Genomic DNA, 21412 nt, shown 5'->3' on the forward strand with positions numbered 1-21412 from the left:
CACGATGCTTGGCCAATACATTCGCCGCCATGCGCCCCGCGATCCTTGCCCTCGCCCTCCTGCTCTGCGGCTGTGCCGCGAAGCGCGCGCTGCAGCAGGCGCAAGTGCTGGAGCAGTCCGCGCAATTGGAATCGGCGGCCTCCGCTTACCTCGAGGCCTGGGACCGCAAGCCCAATAGCCTGCAGGCCCGCGAAGGCTATGCGCGCACCGCGCAACGCCTGCTCGACGATCGCATGAGCGCTGCCATCATGAGCTACCGCATGGCTGGCCTGGCCGAAGGCGACCGCGACCGCCAGACCGCCGTGGACTTCCGTCAGCGCATCGCCCTCAAGGGGATTGAACTGCGCTGGAACCAAGAGGTGGACGATGCCCGCAACGAAGCCAAGAACCGCGAGGCCGAAGCGCGCTACCAAGAAGCCGAAGCCGAGCTGCGCGCGGACCGATTCCCAGAGGCCATCGCCCTGGCGCGCCAATGCCTGCAGCTGAATCCCGCGCACAAGCAGGCGCCTTTCCTGATCCGCATGGCCGAAGCCGAACCCTTGTACCGCGAGGCACTTCGTGCCGAGGAACTCGGCCTCTGGCGCCAGGCCCATGAGCGCTACACCGCCGTATCCGCCATCGATGCCGCCCACCGCGATGTAATGGCCCGCATGGAGGCCTGTCGGCAGAAAGCACGCTTCACGCTGGCCTACCTGCCGGTGCAGCAATCGCGAGCCAAGCGCACCATCATGGGCTTCGAAATCGGCAGCGGACCGGTTGACACGGAGCTGGCCGGCCTCGTGCAGCGCGAACTGCTCGCGCTGAAGGACCCCTTCCTGCAACTGATCGATCGCGGCAGCACCGATGTGGTCCTGGCCGAGCAGCGCCGCCAGATGAGCGGCAACTACAACGAGCAGATGGCGCAGGCCGGCAAGCTCCTCGGCGCGCGCTACCTGCTCACGGGCCGCGTGACCAAGTACGACGACCTGCTCAAGCGCGACCTCGAGGTGCAGGTTCAGCTCATCGACGCGCAGACCGGGCGCATCCACCTCAGCGAGCAGGTGCGCGCCGCCAAGGCCGATCTGGCGCGTGAGGGCGCTGCCCGCCTCACCGACCTCGCCGCGCGGCGCATTGCCGAGCGCTTGCGGGGCTTCGCACCTGAGATGTAGCAGCAGCGGTCCCGTTACTTTCGCGGGCCATGCCCCAACTCACCCGCACCTTCTCCAAGTCGCAGCGCGCCATTGACCTCGAGGAGCGCTACGGCGCCCACAACTACCATCCGCTGCCCGTGGTGCTCGACAGCGGCAAGGGCGTCTTCGTGTGGGATGTGGACGGCAAGCGCTACTACGACTTCCTCAGCGCGTACAGTGCCGTGAACCAGGGCCATTGCCACCCGCGCCTGGTGAAGGTGATGCAGGAGCAGGCCGAGCGCATGACGCTCACCAGCCGCGCCTTCTACAACAGCGTGCTCGGCGAATACGAGAAGACCGTTTGCGAGCTCTTCGGCTACGACAAGATGCTGCCCATGAACACCGGCGCCGAGGCGGTGGAGACCGCGATCAAGATGGCGCGCAAGTGGGGCTACGAGAAGAAGGGCATCCCGGCCGGACAGGCCAAGGTGCTGGTGTGCGAGGGCAACTTCCATGGGCGCACCATCACCATCGTGAGCATGAGCACCGATCCCGACAGCCAAGGCGGCTTCGGACCGTTCACCCCCGGCTTCGAGGTGATCCCCTATGACGATATCCCGTCTCTTGAACGAGCGCTGGAAGACCCCAACGTGTGCGCCTTCCTCGTGGAGCCGATCCAGGGCGAGAAGGGCGTGTACGTGCCGGCCGACGATTACATCCCGAAGGCCATCGCTGCGTGCAAGGCCCGCAAGGTGCTCTTCATCGCCGACGAGATCCAGACCGGCATCGCGCGCACCGGGCGTTTGCTCTGCAGCGTGCCCGATGAAGAGAAGGATCCTACCCGCCGCCCCGATGCGGTGATCCTGGCCAAGGCCCTCAGCGGCGGCATGTACCCGGTGAGCGCCGTGCTCGCGAGCGACGAGGTCATGGGCGTGTTCACGCCCGGCACGCACGGCAGCACCTACGGCGGCAATCCCATGGGCGCGCGCATCGCCATGGAAGCGCTCGCCATCGTGAAGGACGAAGGCCTCACGCCCAATGCGGAGCGCCTCGGCAAGCTCTTCCGCGCGGAGATGCAAAAGCTGGTGGATGCCTATCCCTTCGTGAAGGGGGTGCGCGGCAAGGGCCTGCTGAACGCGCTCGTGATCGAATCGCGCACCGCGCCCGATGGCTCACCGAAGACCGCTTGGGAGCTCTGCCTCTTGCTGCGCGACAATGGCCTGCTGGCCAAGCCCACCCACGGCGACATCATCCGTTTCGCGCCGCCGCTGGTGATCACCGAAGAGCAAGTGCTGGAGGCCTGCGCGATCATTGCGCTCAGCGTACGACAGTTCGCGTGAGGAAATCCGAAGGCAAATGAGCTGCGCCGCGTGCTGCCTATAAGCGGTGGTCATTCGCTGTTGGACGCTGTTGCGCGGCTCAATGCGCAATGATCCTGAGAAGGTCCACCCGGCAGGCCTAGGTATGCGCCGTGTCCGATCAGGAAGCCTGCCGCCCCATGGCCTGTGCCATCATCGCGCCCGGCAACAGGCCTTTCGCTTAATGCGCGATGATGAGCCGGGCTACGAACGGATACCCGAACTGATTGACGAATCGCAGCGCGTAGCTGCCGGAAGCAAGCGCGGTCACATCCGCGCTTCCATTCACGAAGGTGATGGCATGCCTGCGGCCATCCGCGCCAATCACTTCAGCAATGCCGGTTGCTGCTGGGAGCTTGATCCGGTCCGATGCCGGATTCGGGGAAAGCAGCACGTCGCCTGTGCGGATCGATTCGGCCGTGGCGGTGCTGGTGCAGATCACGTTGTTGAGCTGCTCCCAGATCTGGTTGTTGTACACGTTGGGAACGAAGATCCCGCCGGGCAGGTCGCCCATGCGCACCACCACGAGGCCGGTGGAGGGCGATACGTTGCAGAGCTGGCCGTTCTTGCCCATGGCGCAATAGGCATCAGCGGGCATGGCGGGGCAGAGCATGCCGGGCAGCTGCACCTGGAAGCCGGGCAGCATGTAGCTGCTCTGGCCATTGAGCCACCACAGGTAGCCATAGGACTGGTTCAACGACTGCGAAGGCGTGACCATGGCATTGAAGTAGTCGGCGTCAACCATCACGGCGTTTCCGTTCCAGTTGCCCTGGTCCAAGCACAACAGGCCGAAGCGTGCCAATGCCCGCGCCTTGCTGAAGAACACGTTATTGTAATCGAGCTGGACGAACGCGCCCTGCAATCCCGTGGGAAGGGTGAGCTTGTTGAAGAGGTAGCTGTTAAGGGTTTGACCGGTGCTGCCCTCGATCACGCCATCGAGCAGGGTGTAAGGTGCGTTGTGGTACGCCCAGCGCGTTCCGGGCTCCACCAGGCATTCGAGGCAGGCGGGGTCGGTGCAGTCGTTGTCCGAGCCAGCATCATCGAGCCCGGAGGTCATGGTGAGCTGATGCCGGATGGTGATCTGCTCTTCCTGCTGCGCAGTGCAATTGGTCCAGCCCGCACCGAGGAATTCGCTGCTGGGCTGATCGATATCGAGGAAGCCCTCTTCCTGGGCCTTGCCCACCAGGAAGGCCGTGAGGCTCTTGCCGGCGCTGGCCCAGTACCAGAGGCTGTCTTGCGTGAAGGTGCCGAAGTAGTGCTCGATGGCGATACGGCCATCCTTGAGTACGATGAAGGCTTTCGTATTGCTCTGCTCCAGGAAATCGAGGAGCGCGGGTACCTCGTCCGTGCACCAGCCGAGCGCAGCGGGATCAACGGTTTCCCACGTGCTGCCCGCAAGCGGCGGGTAATAGGTCTGCGCGTTGATGGCGCTTGCGACGGCGGCGCCGGCGAGTAGGCAGGTGATTCTCATGGGGCGGTGGTTCAGGGGCATCGACACGGACCGGGCCTCAAGGTTCAATCGCGTCAGCGCAGCTCGCCGCGTGCACCTCCTTCGCCGCATTCCCCGGCTTCGTGGCGCTATTGCGGCTTGCTCCGGTCCACCTCCTTCACCAAGCGCCCTTTGTCGTAATGCAGTTCGCGGTACACCTGGCCATCGGGGCTGTAGTCGTAGTGGATGCCATGCTCTACGCCATTCTCCCAATGCTCCACGTACTTCTTGGTGCCGCTCTCATAGTAGTAGGTCCACAAGCCATGCTCCACGCCGTTCTGGAACTGCCCGATGTACTCCAGCTTGCCGTTCGGGTAGTACACCTTCTCCATCACCTTCACCGCTTCCTCGCCCTTGCCCTTCATGTACACGATCACTTCGGGCTTGCCATTGGGATGACTGGCCGCCACGTATTTGTGGGTGCTGCACGCGGCTAGCAGCGCTGGCAGGAGGATGAATGCAATCAGGGAGCGCATCATGGCCCGCTAAAGTAGAGGAATGGCCACTGGCGGCAAGCGCATCAAGGAACCACGAAGCGCCGGGCTTCGCGTGTGGCCATGCGGAACGCGATGCAGTGGCCGCTGCTCCAGCCCGTCGGCACGATAGGGCCATTGCCAGGTGTTTCCAGCAGCCTGCGGCCGAGGGCATCCAGAATGACCAATCGCTCGCCGGCTCCGAGCCCGAAGGGATGCAGGCGGCCATCAGGCATGAGGGCCAAGCCCCACGATGGTTCGGCTTGCCGCTCAGGCACGCTTACCGCGTTCACCATCCAGCCGATGTCGCGCATTACCCCGATGGCGATGGGTCCTGGCCAGTGGTTGGCATTGCCGGCACTGCTGAATGGGGTCATCAGCTCATTCGGATTCCCGACCGGGTAGGTGCTCTCATTGAGGTGCACGCAGCTGCTGCCGAGGGCGAAGGAGGAAGGGGAGTAAATGCGCACATCGGCGCCGCCGCTCGCGTCGAGGGCATGGGCGCCGTTCCAGCGCAATTGGTTGCTGGTGAAGTAGGAGCCGAGCGCCACCGAAGGATTCGGCGCATCAACGAGCAACTCGAGCGTGGGGGCTTGCAGGTAGCGGTCGAAGATGCCAGGCAGCCCTTCTTGCTCCGGCCATGGAAAGGTGGTGATCAGGGGCGCGAAATCGGCGAGCAGCACTTGGCCGAAGGAACCCTCGCTGCCCACCTTCTTCGCGAGGCCGACGAAGCCGAGGCCATGCCCGAGCTCGTGCATGGCCACGGTCACCAGGTCGTGCTGGCCGGCTGGCGTGTTGCCATCGAGGCCCAAGTACCAATTGGTGCCGCTGTTGAGATAGACGTTGATGTCATCCTCGCCGGGATTGAGCTCCACGCCCGCGATGCTATTGGCCAGCGCGGTGGCATACCAGGTTGAATCGGCCGGCGCTCCCAGGAAATCCTTGCGCCCATTCGGGAAGGTGACGCCCAGGGCCGAAGCCCCGAGCGGGAACCAGCTCACGGCCACCTTGATGGGTACATCGCTCACCAGGATGCTGCCCCAGATCTCCGCCGCGCGCTCGATGGCGGGCTGCGCATTGGCCGGCGTGCCGAAATGGGTGATGGTGAAGGTGGCGGCGGGGGAGGAGGTCCCTAGAGATAGCGCCGCGATGCAGAGAAGTACCGAACGCATGGTTCCGAAAGTACGTGCGTTTTGCTCTATGGCTTGATGTGAGGGATCCTCCGCTTCTGCAGGCTGATTTCCCGCTTCAGCGCGCGCTTGCCGACTGCCCGGCTCATGACGTACCAATTGCGGTCGGCTTGCTCTATTCCTTCCAACCGGTCGCAGGGAAGGCTTCGCCATGTGGAGAGCGGCGTCAGTAGCTCACCGTCTGAGCATGATAGGCGTACCGGCAGACTGAACCCTGGAACGCAGTTGGACCATCGCGCATAAGCGCGGTTCTTGTACCGCCCCCACTCCAGCACCGGCACCTTGTTCGTGCGCAGGTATTGATCGAAGATGCCCTTATTCAGCAGCGACTTCGTCCGCTCGTTGAAGTCGATCATGAATTCCTCGATCTGCGCGCTGGTGACGATCGAGTGCTTGAATCGCCGGTTGATCTCCAGCAGCATGGCCTTGAAGGTGCTGTCGCCAACGATGTGGCGGATCATATGGATCAGGTTGGCGCCCTTGTAGTACATGTCGCCGCTGCCTTCCTCGTTCACGCCATAGGGGCCGATGATGGGCTTGTCGTTGCGGATGTTCCTGCGCAGGCCGATCACGTATTCCTCGGCGGCCTGCTTGCCCTGCTGGCACTCGGTGAAGATGGTCTCGCTGTAATCGGTGAAGCCCTCATGCACCCACATGTCGGCGATGTCGGCCGTGGTGATGCTGTTGCCGAACCACTCGTGCCCGCTCTCATGGATGATGATGTAGTCCCAGTTCAGCCCATGGCCCGTGCCGCTCAGGTCGCTGCCGCGGTATCCGTTCATGAATCCGTTGCCGTAGGCGATGGCGCTCTGGTGCTCCATGCCGAGGTGCGGCGATTCCACCAGCTTGTAGCCATCGGCATAGAACGGATAGGGGCCGAACCACTCCTCGAAGCATCCCAGCATTTCCGGCACTTGCTTGAATTGGGTCGCGGCCTTCCGCAGCCATTGCTCATCCTCTTCGCGGTTCCCTCGGAATTCACCTTGGCCCCATGGAGCATGGTGCTGCAGGATCCAGAAGGCCAGGTCGAGATTTCCCTCCGTGCCTGCGAACGTGTCGGATAGCTGCACGTACTTCCCGATGTAGGGAACCAGGTTGTAGGTGTTGATCGGATTCCTCACCTGCCAATGCCAGGTGCTCGTGCCATCGCCATTCCTCACGGTGCTGCGCAACCCCCCATTGCCGATAGCCTGCAGACTGTCGGGCACGATGATGCGCAGATTGGCGCCTTGCTCGGGCTCATCGCTCTGGTGGTCCTTGCAGGGGTACCATACGCTGGCGCCGAGGCCCTGGCAGGCCACGCTCATCCACGGGTTCCCGCGCGCGTCGGTCTTCCAGATCCAGCCGCCATCCCACGGCGGATTCCTCGCGGCGCGCGGGATCCCGTGGTAGTGGATGGTGATGGTGGAGGCCTCGCCTTTCTTCATGGGCTGCGGCAGCTCCACCCAGGCCACGTTCCCGTCGCGATGGAATGGAACGGCCCGGTAGCTCACGCCGATGGTTCCATCCTTATAGGTAGCCACGTCCGTGAGGATGCTGTCGATGAGGAGCGGCTGCTGCAGGTCGATCTGCAAGCGCTGGCCATCTTTTACCGCATCGAAGGCGATGATGGTGCGGCCTTCGACGGAGCGAGCCACGAAATCTGGCTTCACTGTGACATCGTAGCCGACCACGTTCCACCACGCTCGATACGGACCGAGGCTTCCCCTGAGTGTATCGGCCTTGTTGAATGCGTCCCTGCCATCCTGCAGCTGGGCCGTCGCTGCAGCATGTGCTGCGATCAGGAGAACCACAAATGGCATGCGCAACATGCGGGCAAGGTAAATGCCTCGTGAGTGCATGAGTTCCGTCTGGTGCGCAGCGTTCACCGTCGGATATCTTTCGCCGCGCCAAACACGGAGCCATGAGCGAGAAACGGCATTTGCATCATCGCGTGGAGTATGGAAAGGCCGAGCTCTTGGAGGAGCATGCCGGCCAGGATCCCATCGCGCTCTTCGGCCACTGGCTCGAAGATGCGATCGGTGATGGGCTGCCCGAGCCCCACGCCATGGCCATGGCCAGCATGGGCACGCTCACCATCAGTTGCCGCATGGTGCTGCTGCGGGCCTTCGATCCGCAGGGCTTCGTGTTCTACACCAATCACAACAGCCGCAAGGCCATGGACCTTGAGCGCGACCCGCGCGTGGCGCTCACCTTCTTCTGGGCCGCTCACGAGCGGCAGGTGCGCATCGAAGGCAGAGCCGAGCATGTGACCGCCGAGGAGAGCGACGCTTACTTCGCATCTCGGCCGCGCGAGAGCCGCATCGGCGCATGGAGCAGTGACCAGAGCAGGCCCGTGGCCGACCGTGCATCCCTGGAAGAGCGCTACCAGCGCTGGACCGACCGTTTCAAGGATCAAGAAGCGGTGCCCAGGCCCCTGCATTGGGGCGGTTATCGCGTGCGCCCCGCCCGCATCGAGTTCTGGCAGGGCCGGCCCAGCCGCTTGCACGACCGCATCGCCTTCGAGGCCCTCCGTGATGGCCAATGGCTGCGTGTCAGGCTGCAGCCCTGAAGGCGTTCAATAGCGAGCCCCCCGGATCGCCGGGGGGCTCTGCATGATCAGCATTGCGCGATCAGTCCTTCTTCGGCGCAGCCTTCTTGGCGGCGGCTTTCTTCGGAGCGGCCTTGCTCGCAGCAGGAGCCTTCTTGGCGGCCTTCTTCGGTGCGGCCTTCTTGGCCGGCTTGGCGCTGCCTGCTGCCTTGCGCGCGGCGCGGCGCTTGTTGCGCAGGCTGGGGCGCGTCTTGCCCGCGCTGCCCATACGGCGCTTGCCTTTCTTCGTCTTGAGATCACCTTTTCCCATTGTGCTTCGAGGTTGTTGGTTGCGCGGCGAAAGTATCGTGCGGCTGAGATTGGCCCGTGGTGAGCCGCTGCCCTTGTGAACCCGCGCATGTCGAAAAGGATCAGGCGCCTGGCTCCTGCCTGAAGCGCTCTTCGAGGTGCGCCGCGCTGTGCACCACTTTGCGCGCCCACCGCAGCTTCAGCGCATCAAGCTCCGCTTCGTCGAGCCGCCATGGGACACTCGACGCGCGCAGCCGTTCCATCACCGTGTACAAAGTGATGGCGGCCGATACGCTGATGTTGTAGCTCTCGGTGAAGCCATGCATCGGGATCCGCAGCGTAAGGTCCGATTGCCCGATGAGCGCTTCGCTGGCGCCCGTGAGCTCCGTCCCGAAGCAGAAGGCGAGCGGCCGTTCAAGCGGGATGGTGGCGGGCGTGCATTCAGTGGCGCGCGGTGATGTGGTGACTATCGCATAGCCCTTCGCCTTCAGGTGGGCGATGCAGCGCGCCGTGTTGTCGGGCTGCTCCCGCCAGCGATGCATGTCCACCCACTTCGATGAGCCCAGCGTCACGTCGGGGTTCACCGTGTACTTGTTGCGGTTCTCGATGATGTGCAGGTCCTGGATGCCGAGCAGGTCGCAGGTGCGCACCACCGCGCTCGCGTTGTGCGCCTGATAGATGTCCTCAAGGACGCAGGTGATGTGGCGCGTGCGCTCCGCTGAGATGCGTTCGAAGAGCGCGCGCTTGTTGGGCGTGATGAACGCGCATAGGCGCTCGTACAGGTCGCGGTCGGAGATCATGGAAGCGCCGCAAAAGAAAAGCCCCCCGCGATGCGAGGGGCTTTCCCGGTAGCGGAAGGGGATTACTTCACGCGGTTGGCGAGGTCGGCGCCGGCCTTGAACTTCACCACCTTCTTGGCAGCGATCTTGATCTCCTTGCCGGTCTGAGGGTTGCGGCCCTTGCGAGCGGCGCGCTTGGTGATGCTGAAGGTGCCGAAGCCCACGAGGGTCACGCGCTCGCCCTTCTTCAGGGACTTGGTGGTGTTGCCCACGAAGGCGTCGAGTGCGCGCTTCGCATCGGCCTTGGAAATCTTCGCGTCGTTGGCGATGCTCTCGATCAGTTCTGCTTTGTTACCCATGGTCGTGTTGTGTTGGTGAGTTGTTGGTTTGTGAACTCGCGTACAAAGCTATCCGGGAACCCGCGCCTGTCAACGGTTTCCGAGCGGATAGCCGGAGAATGTTGAAAAATCAGGGGGTTTGTTCATAAGTCGCCCTGTATCCCGCTGCCAGCAAGGGTTTCAGGAATCGCACTCTGTTGATCTCCGGTGGCTTCGCCGAAAGCGTTGATTCAACGTTCCACGGGCACCCGGTCGCTCCCGTCGAAGTGCGGCGACTGCACGCTCACCACCTTCAATGGAACGTCTGATCGCGTGGAAACCGCATGCACCGTGCCTTTCGGGATGGCCACGGCATCGCCCGCCCGCACCGTGAATACCGAGTCGCCGAGCAGCATCTCCGCTTCGCCCTCGAGCACCACTACGTGCTCCGTATGCCGTGCATGGTAGTGCGCCTTCACCTCCAACGGCACGCAGATCAGGAACGAGGAGCAGAGGCTGTCGCTATGCAGCGGCACAACGCTGTTCGCCGGGCCGTTGCCGCACGGTGCCAAGGCCATGTGGAAGCGCTGGGCCGCCGCCGCCATGCTTGCAGACGCGGCTGCGATGATCATCGTGATGCGAAAAGCGGTCATGCGAATCGGCAGTTGTCCAGCGATCCCGCCCCGCGCAGGAAGTCTGCCGCGCTCATGCGCGTGCGGCCTTCAGGCTGCAGTTCCAGGATGGTGAGCCAGGCATCGGCGCATGCGGCCATCATCATTCCTTGCTGCACCAGCACCGCACCAGGGGCGGAATTCACAGGGCCGGTGGCACTTCGGGCTGTGCGCAGGACCTTGAAGCGTTCGTGCCGTCCATCGGGGCGCTCGAGCATGGTCCAGGCTCCGGGGTACGGGGAGAGCCCGCGGATCAGGTCATGCACACGGGCCGCTTGTTGGTCCCAACGCACTCGGCAGTTCTCCGGAGTCAGTTTCGGCGCCGTAGGAAGGCCTTCCGGATCGGGTTGCGGGGTGCAGTTGCGATCGCCTCGCAGCACGCGTTGCACCGTGTGCACGAGCAATGCCGCGCCCGCCAGCATGAGCGCGTCATGCAGTTCGCCAGCGGTGGTCTCCGGGCCGATGGCGACCTCCGTGCGATCGAGCATATCACCGGTGTCGATCTCTTCACGGATGAAGAAGGTCGTGGTGCCGGTGCGCTGTTCACCGTTGATGATGGCCCAGTTGATCGGTGCGGCGCCTCGGTAAGCGGGCAGCAAGGAGCCATGGAGGTTGATGGTGCCCAGCTTCGGTTTCTGCCACACCGCGGAAGGAAGCATGCGGAAGGCCACCACCACGAAGAGGTCGGCGCCAAGGGAATCGAGCGCTTGCAGGAAAGCCGGGTCGCGCAGCTTCTCCGGTTGGAGCACCGGCAGCCCTTGCGCGATCGCGAATCGCTTAACGGGGCTCATGCGGAGTTTCCGCCCGCGACCAGCAGGGCGATCGGGCGCCGTGACCACGGCTGCCACCTCGATGCCCGCTCCCAGCAGCGCGCGCAGGCTGCCCACGGCGAAATCGGGCGTGCCCATGAATGCGATGCGCTGGTTCATCCCTTCCACGGTGAAGGGTGCGAAGGTGCTACGCGGAACCGATAGGGCAGCAGTGCGTCCGGGCCGGCATAGTCAACGCCCACGCGCGGGCCTATGACGATCGCGCTTCGCTTGGGCACGATGCCGTGATCCTCGATGGTGATCGGTCCTGCGATGAGGTCGCAACCCGTATGCGACGTGCGGATCCCGAGCGCTGCGCTCACCAGGCCCGGCCCATGCGTCCGGAGCACACGGCCGTTGCGGCGCGCGCGCATTCGCTCAACTCCCTCCAGCGGCTCCATCGCCCTGATCAGCACCGCGTGCGGGGTTCCGCGCCCGTGGGTCACCACATTGAAGAGATGATGAATGCCATAGCACAGGTAAACGTATGCGGTGCCGCCCTGTGCGTACATCACTTCGGTGCGGGCGGTCCTCCTTCCGCCGAAGGCATGCGAAGCGCGGTCGTTGACGCCGGCATAAGCCTCGGTCTCCGTGATGATGCCACTGGTGCGAGCGCCTTCGAATGCGGTCACCAGCACCTTGCCCAGCAGCTCGTGCGCGATGCGGACCGCAGCGCTCCGGGTATAGAATGCGCGTGGCAGCAAGGTGCTCATGGCGTCGCAGGGCCATCGCCGTACTCATCGCGCAGCGCCCGTTCGGCAGGGGTTACGCGCGCGTATCCGGCCAACGGCTCCATGGACAATGATGCGTCGGCCCCGGATGCAGCGGCCTTCTTCGCATGGCGTCGGCAACTGTCGCATCGGCCGCAATCGCTCTGGAGATGCTCGCCGAAATAGTCGAGCACGCTGCCCATGCGGCAGGCTGAGGTGCCATCCGCGAAGGCGAGCATCGCAGCCAATCGCTCTGCGGCGCGCTTCCGTCGATCGGCCAGTGCGGCGGGATCGAGCGTGAGCTTGGCGGCATCGGTGCGGGGCTGGAGCAAGGTGGCCAGGGGCGCATCGATGCGGGGCTGATAGGATAGGATGCCTTGCCGATCGAGGTCCCTCAGCCGCTTGTTCACTGATTCAACCGGGTTGCCGAGCAGCCGTGCGATGCGGGCCTCGTCGATAAGCGTGGCTTCCTCGAACAAGCCGCCATGCAAGCGCAACAGGATCTCGATCACCGGCCCGAGGCGCTGATCGCTCACGCGCAGCCGGTGCACGCTTGCATGGTCGGCCGTGATGAGCACGCGCGACGGGCTGTGCGCGCCTTCGCTCAATGCGATGCGGCCATCGAGCTCCAGCGCCTTCAGTGAATTAGCCACCACGGGGGCGCGCAGCCCCGTGCGCTGTGCAAGTGCGCTGATGTCCACTGCATAGGATTCATGCAGGCCGGAACCCATGGCGATGGCGTGCATATCCGCGAAGGCTTGATACACCAGGCGGACCGTTTCGAGCGGCGGGAAGCTGTTGCGCAGCCGCTCCAGCGCTCGGTCCGCATCGCCGGGCCCGGTGATCAGGAATGCCCAGGCTTCCTGGCCATCGCGACCGGCGCGTCCCGCCTCCTGGTAGTAGCTCTCTAGGTCCGGAGGGGGCTCGAGGTGGATCACGCAGCGCACATCGGCCTTGTCGATGCCCATGCCGAAGGCGTTGGTGGCGGCCACGCAGCGGATCCTCCCTTCGGTCCATTCGCGCTGCACGCGATCACGCTCCGCCGTGCCGAGGCCGGCATGGTAGGCGGCGGCAGGAATGCCATGCTCCGAAAGGAGCTGCGCGATGCGCACCGTGGCCTTGCGCTCGCGGGCGTACACGATCGCGCTGCCCGTCACTTCGCGCAGGATGCGCAGCATGCGGCCGGTGCGGTCCTCGCCGCGGCTCACCCATAGAGCCAGCTCCGGGCGCGCGAATGAGGAGCGCATGAGCCGCCCCTCCGTGAAGGTGAGCTGCTGCATGATGTCAGCCGCGACGGCCGGCGTGGCCGAGGCGGTGAGCGCGAGCACAGGCACCTTGGGCAGCAGCGCCCGGGTCTCGGCGATGCGCCGATAGGCAGGCCTGAAATCGTGCCCCCATTGAGAGATGCAGTGCGCTTCATCAACCGCGAGCAGGCCGATGGGAAGACGTGCAAGCCTGGCCTTGAGCAGGTCTGTGACCAATCGCTCGGGCGAGAGGTAGAGGAAGGCGAGCTTGCCCATCGCTGCCGCCTCGAGCGCATTATCGATCTCAGCTGCCTTCATGCCTGCGATGAGCGCGCGGGCCGTGATGCCCCGCCGCTTCAGGCCTTCGACCTGGTCCTTCATCAGCGCGATCAAGGGCGAGACCACCACGCAGAGCTGTCCCATGCACAAGGCGGGCACCTGGTAACAGATGCTCTTGCCCCCGCCTGTGGGCAGCAGCGCAAGCGTATCCTTCCCTTCGAGCGCGCGTGCGATGATCGCTTCCTGCCCTGGCCTGAAGCCGTCATAGCCCCAATGCTGACGGAGAACATCCAAAGGCTGCCTGCGTGCTCTAGCGCCTAGCATGTCGTTACGGTTCCTTCGTGGCAGGGGGCTACATTGCGCCGTTCACATAAGGCAGGCCCTCTACATTTGGCACTGGCCCTTAGAAAGACGACGCGCATGATCACCACCGGCGAAAAGATAGCCATCGAGCGCACCAAGGCCTCGCGGCTGCCGCAGACCGACCTGCAGAACATCAAGTTCGGCAGGGTCTTCAGCGACCACATGTTCGTGATGGACTTCGCCGATGGCGCTTGGCGCAAACCGCGCATCGAGCCGTTCGCGAACCTGAGCATGAGCCCGGCATCGCTGGTGCTGCACTACAGCCAGACCATATTCGAGGGCCTCAAGGCGTATCGCAGCGTTCAGGGAAGCATCAACCTCATCAGGCCCCAGGACAACATCGCGCGCATGAAGCATAGCGCTGAGCGCATGTGCATGCCGCCCGTGCCTGAGGAGATCTTCCTCGAAGCGCTCATCGAGCTCATCCGCACCGATCGATCATGGATCCCGGATGACGAGGATGCGTCGCTCTACATCCGGCCCTTCCTCTTCGCCAGTGATGAGTTCATCGGCGTTCGTCCGAGCGACGGGTACCGCTTCATCATCTTCACATGCCCGGTGCGCGGCTATTACAATGAACCCGTGCGCGTGAAGATCGAGACCCGTTACAGCCGTGCCTTCCCGGGCGGCACCGGTGAGACCAAGTGCGGTGGCAACTATGCGGCAGCGCTGTACCCGGCCAAAATGGGCCAGGACCAGGGCTTCCACCAGCTGGTCTGGACGGATGGCCTCACGCATCAATACATTGAGGAGAGCGGCACCATGAATGTGTTCTTCAATATCGACGGCACGCTGGTGACCCCCGCGCTCGATGGCACCATCCTCCGCGGCATCACGCGCGACAGCATCATCCGCATCGCCAAGGATGAGGGCATCAAGGTGGAGGAGCGCCGCGTATCCGTTGAGGAAGTGGAGGTCGCAGCGCGCAATGGCCGTTTGCGCTCGGCCTTCGGGGCCGGCACCGCTGCCACCATCGCGCACATCCAGACCATCGCCTTCGATGGTGCCACTTACGACCTCCCGGGTGTGGAAACGCGGGAGCTCGCCAACCGGATCGGCAAGAAGCTCGATGACATCCGGCGCGGGCGCATCGCTGATCCATACGGATGGGTGGTGCCGGTGTGAGCCATACGCAGCATGTTTTTGGAAGCCGCCTCTTGGCGGCTTCCATCATTTGGCCCTGAGGCCCGCGATGCTGTCCGGCAGCACGGCAAGGCCTGGCAGGGTGAACAGAAGCACGTAAGAGGGCCAGCCGAAGAAACCGCAGCCGATGCAGATGCCGCTCACCAGGAGCACGCCGAAGGCCAGGCCTGTGAGGTGCAAGCTGTGGAAGAGCGTTCGGTCGGCGCGTGTTGCCGGCCCATCCTCCACCGCAGTTCGACGTGCTCGGGTATTAAAGGTGGGCCTACGGGGCGCAGCGGCCTCCTCGGCCGAACGATAGAAGCGGAGCTGCTCATCGTAGGCGGTGCGGAGGCCTTGATCCTTCAGTGTGAGGTAGGCCTCGTGCAAGGCATGGAAGACCTCGCTGGCCTTGATGGAATCGTTGCGGTCCGGGTGCCATTGCTTGACGCGCTCCCGGTAGGCCCGCTTCACCTCATCCGTGGTGGCATCCCGCGGCACGCCGAGCACCTTGTAATGGTCGTAGCGCAACGATCGCTGCATGCCTTCTTGGTTCAGTCTTGATCGGATTCCGGCCGCCTTCTATGCGATCGGCAGCGCCAAGTTATCTTACCACGGCAACGCATGCGCACCGGGATCCTTGCCCTCTCTGTCCTGGCCCTGGCACCGATGTGCCTGTCGGCGCAGCCCGTTGCGCTCAATGGCATCGTGCTCGATGCGGAGACCAACCTGCCACTCCCAGGCGCCCACGTGCGCTTGGCGGGCTCTGTGAAGGGCGCCGTCGCCGATGCCACCGGCAGATTCCAGATGTCCGTGATGAGCGGCGAGGATGCGTCCTTGCGCATCAGCTTCACGGGGTATTCGGAGCTCAAGCTGAAGGTGCTCGCGTTTGAGCTGGAAACCAGTGAGACGCTGATCGCACGCTTGCAGCGTGCCGTGATCCTGCTCGATCCCGCTGAAGTGCGCGCGAGGCAGGCGCCCGAAGTGGTGTTCCAACGGCCTGACCTGCACGTCGGCGGCTTCCTCGCCAATGGTGAAGGGCTCTGGGTGCTGGCCTACGATAAGCCCCAGCTCTGGCATGCGCAGGCCGATGCGGGGCAACGCGTGATGCGTGCGCCACGCCTCGTGCTGCTCGATACGATGCTGCGCGAAACGGCCACGGCGGCTTTGCCCGCGGATGCGCGCGCCATGCACCGCGACCATGCTGGAAGGCCCGTGGTGGAGGGCCGCGACGAAGGTTGGATGGCGCGCCGAGATGGGGACGGGATGGTGCTCGGCCGCATCGACCAGGAGCTGCTGCGTGAAGCCGTGCTGCCTTGGACCGACAGCATCAGCGGCCGATTGCTCGGCAACAACCGCAATGAGGCGTATCCGGCATTCGAGCATTTCGCGCGCGACCTGAAGGCTGGCAAGGATCGGCTGCTCTGCACCGTGCAGGATGATTTCATGATGGAGCTCTTCCGCAGCCAGTACAAGTACATGAGCGGCCCCGACAAGGTGATCGCCATGGACCTTGAGATCGAGACCGGCATCGACCGCGAGATCATCGCGGGCTTCATGACCGGCTTCCACAAGGACCTCTACTTCAAGGTACCCTATGCTCCGCTATTCGTGGTTCGCGATACACTATGCGTGTTCGACCACGCCAGGGAGCGCATCCGCCGGTTCCTGCCCGATGGAACCGCGATCACGGAAGTCGCGATGCGCCATGCCGGGGAGCGGCATTGGGCCAAGGCCCTGATCCAGGATCAACACGGCGGGCAGGTGTACGCGCTCTTCCGGCAGGGGCCGCGCACTTGGCTGCGTGCGGTTGATGCGCGGGATGGATCGATGGGCGCGCCTTCGATGCTCGTGCACCCGTTCCCGGAGGATGTGCAGGTGCATGAAGGCCACGCGTACTACGTGTACCGGCCCCATGGGTCAACGCAGAAGCGGACGCTGTACCGGGAGCGGTTGAAGTAAGGGTTGATTCAGGCTGCGGAAACAGTCGGCTCGCAATTCACCGGGAAATTCACGCTGCGCGCAATGAAGCAGTACTTGTGCGCCTCACCATGGAAGTAGCGGGCCTTCTCCATCATGCCCATGCCCTCCACCACTACCTGGGGCCGAAGCACGGCCTTGGTGAAATGCCCGCCGCCATCCTTGGTGAGCAGGAGAGCGCCCTCGGCTTGATCGCGATAGCTGAGCACGTTGATGCGCGCGCGCGCGCAGAGCGCGAGGTAGGTGAGCAGGTGGCAGCTGCTGAGCGCGGCGAGCAGGAGGTCTTCCGGATTGTGCAAGCTCCCGTCGCCGCGGAATGCACGGTCGGCGGTGACGCGCATCTCGCTCTTGCCATTGATGCGGATGAGATGCTCGCGCGTGTATTCCTCATAGTTCCGCGTATGGTCACCGCGCCACAGCAGTTCCACCGCATAAAGGTGCATATCGGACATGGGGTGAAAGTAAACGCCCGATCCATCGCTGGACCGGGCGCTGCCTTGGCTTGTTCGCGACTTAATGCTTCGCCTCCCCAGCGAAAGTGGGCGTGATCCCCACGCTCTTGAAAAAGAAGGCCCACTTATCCGCCTGCTCCTCGATGATCTTGCTGGTGGGTTTGCCAGCACCGTGTCCGGCTTGCGTCTCCACGCGGATCAGCACTGGCGCATCACCTTGCTGCGCGGGCTGCAGCGCGCTGATGAACTTGAAGCTGTGCGCGGGCACCACGCGGTCGTCGTGATCGGCGGTCATCACCAAGGTAGCGGGGTACTTCGCGGGCTTGCAGTTATGCAAGGGCGAGTACTTGATCAGGTAGTCGAACTCCTCCTTGCTGTTCTCGGCGTTGCCGTACTCGGGCACCCAGCCAAAGCCGGCCGTGAACTTCTGGTAGCGCAGCATGTCGAGCACGCCCACCTCCGGGAAGCACACCCCGAAGAGATCGGGGCGCTGCGTCATCACGGCACCCACGAGCAGGCCGCCGTTGCTGCCGCCGTTGATTCCCAAGTGCGCGCTGTCGGTCCATTTCTCCTTGATCAGGTATTCAGCGGCAGCGATGAAATCATCGAACACGTTCTGCTTCTTGTCCTTCATGCCGGCCTTGTGCCAGTCCTCGCCGTACTCACCGCCGCCGCGCAGATTGGCCAGCGCGAACACGCCGCCTTGCTCCAGGAGGAGCATTCGGCTGGTGCTGAAGCTGGGGGAGAGACTGATGTTGAATCCGCCGTAGGCGTAGAGCAGGGTGGGGTTCTGGCCATTCTTCTCCACGCCTTTCTTGCGCACAATGAACATCGGGACCTTCGTACCGTCCTTGCTGGGATAGAAGACCTGATCGGTGACGAACTGTGAAGGGTCGAACTTCAGCTCAGGGCGGAACCACACTTCACTCTGCCCGGTGGCGTAATCGTACTTGAAGATGCTACCCGGATCGGTGAAGCTGGTGAAGCTGTAAAAGCTATAGGTATCGTTTCGCTTGCCGCCGAAGCCGCCCGCGCTGCCGATGTCGGGCAATGCGATCTCTTGCTTGCCGCTGCCATCGAGCTTCAAGCGGTAGAAGCGGCTGGTGGCATCCTTCAGGTATTCGGCGAAGAGATTCCCGCCGCCGGTGCTCACGCCTTGCAGCAGCTCTTTGGCCTCGGGGATGATGTCCTTCCAGTTCTCCTTGGCGGGGTTCTTCGGATCCACCTCCACCAAGCGGTAGTTGGGCGCATCCACCTCGGTCATCACCAAGAATCTGCCGGTGGCGGGTACGAAGTCGATGATGCTCGTCTTGTGGTCGAATCCGGTCTGCAGGGGCACCCACTTGGTGGCAGGTGAGGGCAGGCCGCCGCTGCGCAGATCATGGAAGTGCATCTCGAAGCCGTTGGTGCCCGTGCTGATGTAGAGCGTCGCGAATTCCTCTTCCTCTGTGACGCCAACGCCCACGTAGAGGTCTCCGTTGTCCTTGTTCTCCCAAACGAGCTGGTCCTTCTCTTGCGCATCGCCCAGCTTGTGGTAATAGACCTTCTGGAATTTGCTGGCCGCGCTGAGCTCGGTGCCCTTGGCCGGCGTGGGGTAGCGGCTATAGAAGAAGCCGTCCTTATAGAAGGAGGCGCCGCTGAATTTGCTCCACTTGATCAGGTCAGTGGTAGGCTGCAGGGTGATGAGGTCGTACACCATGATCTCCTGCCAATCGCTGCCGGCCTTCTGCACGCTCACGGCCATGTATCGGTCGTCTTTGCTGGTGCCGATGGGATTGTAGGTGGTGGTGCCCGCGGGATCGAGCTGGTTCGGGTCGATGAAGACCTTGTCCTGGCCTTCGAGCCCTTCGCGCACATGGATCACGGCTTGGTTCTGCAAGCCGCTGTTCTTCCACACGAAATACAGATTGCCCACGCGCATGGGGCCATACACCTTCGGGAAGTTGTAGAGTTCCTCGTAGCGCTTGGCCAGTGCGCTGCGGAAGGGGACCTTCTCCAGGATGGCGTTGGTGACCGCGTTTTGCCGCTTCACCCAATCGGCTGTTTCGGCGCTGGTATCGTTCTCGAGCCAGCGGTAGGGGTCGGCTACCCAGGTGCCATGCAGTTCGTCGCCAGCGGTTGAGTCTTTGCGGGTCTCCGGGTAGGTGATTCGCTCCACGGGCTGCTCGGTTGTGCCACAGGCGCCGAGAAGAGCCAAGGGCAGGGCAAGGATAAGAGGCTTGTGCATGGTGCTTCGCGATGAAGGACGGCCAAGCTACCAGTAGAATGCAATGCGCGCGGAAGGGAGGGAGTGACCAGCGGTTGGCTCAGGCCACCTTGCGGCGGGACAGCTTCTGGCTGGCCAGTTCGAATTGCGTGCCCGGCTCGTCGAGCAAGCGGATGTCGCAATCGAGTTGTCCGGCGAGGGTATGGATCAGCTCCATGCCAAGGCTGTTGGGCCGATGGAAGCCATCGCGGCTCTTGAGTCCCACCCCGTCATCGCCCACGCGCATGCGCAAGCCATCGGCCTCACTGCCATGCAGGTGGAAGGTGATGGTGCCGCTGCTGCGCCCGGGGAAGGCGTATTTGAAGCTGTTGCTGATCACCTCGTTCACCAAGAGGCCGAGGGGCACCAGCGTGTCCACGGTAAGGGTCTTCACGCTGATATCGATGTCCATCTTCAGCTTGATGTTCACGGAATAGGCGTAAACGAGGTCGCGCACCAGGCTGTTCAGGTAGCCATCAACAGGGATGTTCGCCAGGTCCTTGGTGAGGTAGGTCTGTTCGTGCACCAGGGCCATGGCGCTCACGCGGTTCACGCATTCATTGAAGAGTTCATTCGTGCGCGGATCCTTCACCTGGTCCATCTGGAATCGGATGAGGCTCTTCACGATCTGAAGGTTGTTCTTCACGCGATGATGGATCTCCTTGATCATCACCTCTTTCTCCTCTTTGCTGAGCATGGTCTCGCGGAGCTCGCGGTTGGCTCGTTCCACGCTCTGCCGCGCCGCATCGAGCTGCTCCGCGCGCGAGCGGCTCTCCGCGAGCAGCTTGCCCCTTGCACCCACGAGCCAGGCCATGGCCACGGCCAGGAGGCAAGCTGCGATGAGCAGGACCTGGGCTTCGTTCCATTGCTGGCTGAGCGTGCTTGAGTGCGCGCTCAGGCCCTTCTCGTGGACCGCGCGTGCGTTGCGGTCGATGGCCTTCTGCGCACGGCCCATCATGATCTGGAACACGGCCTCCACGGATCTCAGGTCCGTGATGTGGTCGCCGCGGAGCACGGCCTGGGCGTGCAGCGAATCGGCCTGCGTGAGCGCCGGTAGGAGGTCGGGCACCAGGCGCTCAACGCCGGGCAGCCCTGCGAATGAAGCATCAATGCTCAGTGCGCGGCGCTGCAACTCATCCAGGCCGGCGGGCCATTGGTGCTGTCCACTGTTCACGTCGACGCGATGCACCACGTTCAAGCGATGGAGTTCGTCGCCTATTTGGCTCAGGGCATCGAGCAGGCGCACCTCCTTGGTGATGCGTTCCTGCACCATCCGTGAACGGGATACCAGGCTGATCCCATATCCGATGAAGAGAAGGGCGAGCAATCCGGCGGCGACGGGCCATCGGCGCCATGCGTGGAATGGAGAATGGGACATGCGCCGCCTTTCAACGGCGGTGCGCCCCACGGGTTGCGCCGCGTTCAGGGCTCAGCGCTGGCGCGGAGCTTGGCCTCGAATGCGCCAAGGAGCGCCTGCACCCGTGATTCGGCGACATCCTTCACTTCCGCGTAGAGACGCCTACGCGAAGGGATGCTCGCGCCGCGGATGCGCGTGGGCGGGTCCGGGGAGCGCGTAAGCTGGCCCAAGTGGACCCCACCCCGCGGCGAGGTCCGGTTGCCGGTGTGGGAGAACTGGGTCACCCTTACGGTGCATTCGCCCGCGCGCGCGGTCAAGGTCACATGGTACTGCACCACCCCCATGCTCTCCTGTCTGAGCCACATGCCCTCGGAGCGGAAATTCACCCGTGCCATGCCTTCCAGCACGCCGTTCTCGCGGTCTGACCGCAGCACTTTCGCACCCGGCTCCTTGCCGAAGGTCCAGGTCCACGCATCATGGGCCTTGTCGAATAGCAGAACCGCATTCAGCGGCACTGAGATCGATCGGGCATAGGAGATGGGCTGTCCTGGCTCCGGATCCTGGCCGCGGGCATCAGCAACCCAGGAGCAGCACATGATCAGGCTGACGCACCAGCGCGCGAACATGGCGGCAAGTTAGCCGGGCTCCGC

Annotated in this window: 21 protein-coding genes; 5 read left to right on the forward strand and 16 right to left on the reverse strand. The window is 63.6% G+C overall.

What is annotated here, in order from left to right; genetic code table 11:
• The first annotated feature begins 29 nt into the window (after window positions 1–29).
• Both IPM12_10100 and rocD read left to right on the forward strand, forming a co-directional pair.
• Window positions 30–1148 (forward strand): hypothetical protein, encoded by a 1119-nt coding sequence (locus IPM12_10100; GenBank protein MBK9148150.1) that lies wholly within the window; start codon window positions 30–32, stop codon window positions 1146–1148.
• 29 nt (window positions 1149–1177) lie between these two features.
• On the forward strand, window positions 1178–2449 hold the full coding sequence (gene rocD / locus IPM12_10105; GenBank protein MBK9148151.1) for an ornithine--oxo-acid transaminase: 1272 nt from the start codon (window positions 1178–1180) through the stop codon (window positions 2447–2449).
• A 199-nt stretch (window positions 2450–2648) separates the two neighbouring features.
• On the opposite strand, the gene IPM12_10110 is transcribed toward rocD, so the two are convergent.
• The 4 genes from IPM12_10110 to IPM12_10125 all read right to left on the reverse strand — a co-directional run bounded on the left by IPM12_10110 (window position 2649) and on the right by IPM12_10125 (window position 7430).
• Window positions 2649–3938, reverse strand: coding sequence for a beta-lactamase family protein (locus IPM12_10110; protein ID MBK9148152.1), 1290 nt, complete (start codon window positions 3936–3938; stop codon window positions 2649–2651).
• 107 nt (window positions 3939–4045) lie between these two features.
• A complete protein-coding gene (locus IPM12_10115; protein ID MBK9148153.1) occupies window positions 4046–4435 on the reverse strand; it encodes a hypothetical protein in 390 nt (129 codons plus the stop codon).
• 41 nt (window positions 4436–4476) lie between these two features.
• The gene (locus tag IPM12_10120; GenBank protein ID MBK9148154.1) at window positions 4477–5601 is read right to left on the reverse strand and encodes a hypothetical protein; all 1125 of its coding nucleotides are present in this window, start codon (window positions 5599–5601) and stop codon (window positions 4477–4479) included.
• Between the two features lie 26 nt (window positions 5602–5627).
• Window positions 5628–7430, reverse strand: coding sequence for a M1 family metallopeptidase (locus tag IPM12_10125; GenBank protein ID MBK9148155.1), 1803 nt, complete (start codon window positions 7428–7430; stop codon window positions 5628–5630).
• Between the two features lie 92 nt (window positions 7431–7522).
• Between IPM12_10125 and pdxH the strand changes: the two genes are divergently transcribed.
• A complete protein-coding gene (gene pdxH / locus IPM12_10130; GenBank protein MBK9148156.1) occupies window positions 7523–8170 on the forward strand; it encodes a pyridoxamine 5'-phosphate oxidase in 648 nt (215 codons plus the stop codon).
• A 61-nt stretch (window positions 8171–8231) separates the two neighbouring features.
• Here pdxH and IPM12_10135 read toward each other — a convergent pair whose 3' ends face one another.
• The 7 genes from IPM12_10135 to IPM12_10165 all read right to left on the reverse strand — a co-directional run bounded on the left by IPM12_10135 (window position 8232) and on the right by IPM12_10165 (window position 13570).
• Complete coding sequence (locus IPM12_10135; protein MBK9148157.1) at window positions 8232–8459, reverse strand: 30S ribosomal protein THX; 228 nt, start codon at window positions 8457–8459, stop codon at window positions 8232–8234.
• A gap of 100 nt (window positions 8460–8559) precedes the next feature.
• Window positions 8560–9237: an RNA methyltransferase gene (locus IPM12_10140; GenBank protein MBK9148158.1), complete on the reverse strand. Its 678-nt coding sequence runs from the start codon at window positions 9235–9237 to the stop codon at window positions 8560–8562.
• A gap of 62 nt (window positions 9238–9299) precedes the next feature.
• Window positions 9300–9575 (reverse strand): HU family DNA-binding protein, encoded by a 276-nt coding sequence (locus IPM12_10145; GenBank protein ID MBK9148159.1) that lies wholly within the window; start codon window positions 9573–9575, stop codon window positions 9300–9302.
• A 209-nt stretch (window positions 9576–9784) separates the two neighbouring features.
• A complete protein-coding gene (locus tag IPM12_10150) occupies window positions 9785–10186 on the reverse strand; it encodes a cupin domain-containing protein (protein ID MBK9148160.1) in 402 nt (133 codons plus the stop codon).
• Window positions 10183–11112 carry a methionyl-tRNA formyltransferase gene (locus tag IPM12_10155; GenBank protein MBK9148161.1) on the reverse strand — a complete coding sequence of 310 codons (930 nt, stop codon included), beginning with the start codon at window positions 11110–11112 and terminating at the stop codon, window positions 10183–10185. The genes IPM12_10150 and IPM12_10155 overlap by 4 nt, the downstream gene beginning before the upstream one ends.
• A gap of 17 nt (window positions 11113–11129) precedes the next feature.
• Window positions 11130–11726, reverse strand: a complete 597-nt coding sequence (locus tag IPM12_10160) for a DNA-3-methyladenine glycosylase (protein MBK9148162.1) — start codon at window positions 11724–11726, stop codon at window positions 11130–11132.
• Window positions 11723–13570 (reverse strand): RecQ family ATP-dependent DNA helicase, encoded by a 1848-nt coding sequence (locus IPM12_10165; protein ID MBK9148163.1) that lies wholly within the window; start codon window positions 13568–13570, stop codon window positions 11723–11725. The genes IPM12_10160 and IPM12_10165 overlap by 4 nt, the downstream gene beginning before the upstream one ends.
• Window positions 13571–13666: 96 nt before the next feature.
• On the opposite strand from IPM12_10165, the gene IPM12_10170 reads away from it, so the two are divergent.
• Window positions 13667–14734: a branched-chain amino acid aminotransferase gene (locus tag IPM12_10170; GenBank protein ID MBK9148164.1), complete on the forward strand. Its 1068-nt coding sequence runs from the start codon at window positions 13667–13669 to the stop codon at window positions 14732–14734.
• Between the two features lie 45 nt (window positions 14735–14779).
• On the opposite strand, the gene IPM12_10175 is transcribed toward IPM12_10170, so the two are convergent.
• A complete protein-coding gene (locus tag IPM12_10175) occupies window positions 14780–15271 on the reverse strand; it encodes a J domain-containing protein (protein MBK9148165.1) in 492 nt (163 codons plus the stop codon).
• An 81-nt stretch (window positions 15272–15352) separates the two neighbouring features.
• On the opposite strand from IPM12_10175, the gene IPM12_10180 reads away from it, so the two are divergent.
• Entirely contained in the window at window positions 15353–16690 is a 1338-nt protein-coding gene (locus IPM12_10180; protein MBK9148166.1) for a carboxypeptidase-like regulatory domain-containing protein, read from the forward strand.
• An 8-nt stretch (window positions 16691–16698) separates the two neighbouring features.
• On the opposite strand, the gene IPM12_10185 is transcribed toward IPM12_10180, so the two are convergent.
• The 4 genes from IPM12_10185 to IPM12_10200 all read right to left on the reverse strand — a co-directional run bounded on the left by IPM12_10185 (window position 16699) and on the right by IPM12_10200 (window position 21388).
• Window positions 16699–17160 (reverse strand): OsmC family protein, encoded by a 462-nt coding sequence (locus IPM12_10185; protein ID MBK9148167.1) that lies wholly within the window; start codon window positions 17158–17160, stop codon window positions 16699–16701.
• A 61-nt stretch (window positions 17161–17221) separates the two neighbouring features.
• Entirely contained in the window at window positions 17222–19387 is a 2166-nt protein-coding gene (locus tag IPM12_10190; protein MBK9148168.1) for a S9 family peptidase, read from the reverse strand.
• 79 nt (window positions 19388–19466) lie between these two features.
• Entirely contained in the window at window positions 19467–20783 is a 1317-nt protein-coding gene (locus tag IPM12_10195; protein ID MBK9148169.1) for a sensor histidine kinase, read from the reverse strand.
• Between the two features lie 44 nt (window positions 20784–20827).
• Window positions 20828–21388, reverse strand: a complete 561-nt coding sequence (locus IPM12_10200; protein ID MBK9148170.1) for a hypothetical protein — start codon at window positions 21386–21388, stop codon at window positions 20828–20830.
• Between the last annotated feature and the right edge of the window lie 24 nt (window positions 21389–21412).

The organism is Flavobacteriales bacterium (assembly GCA_016716605.1).
Classification (GTDB): domain Bacteria; phylum Bacteroidota; class Bacteroidia; order Flavobacteriales_F; family PHOS-HE28; genus PHOS-HE28.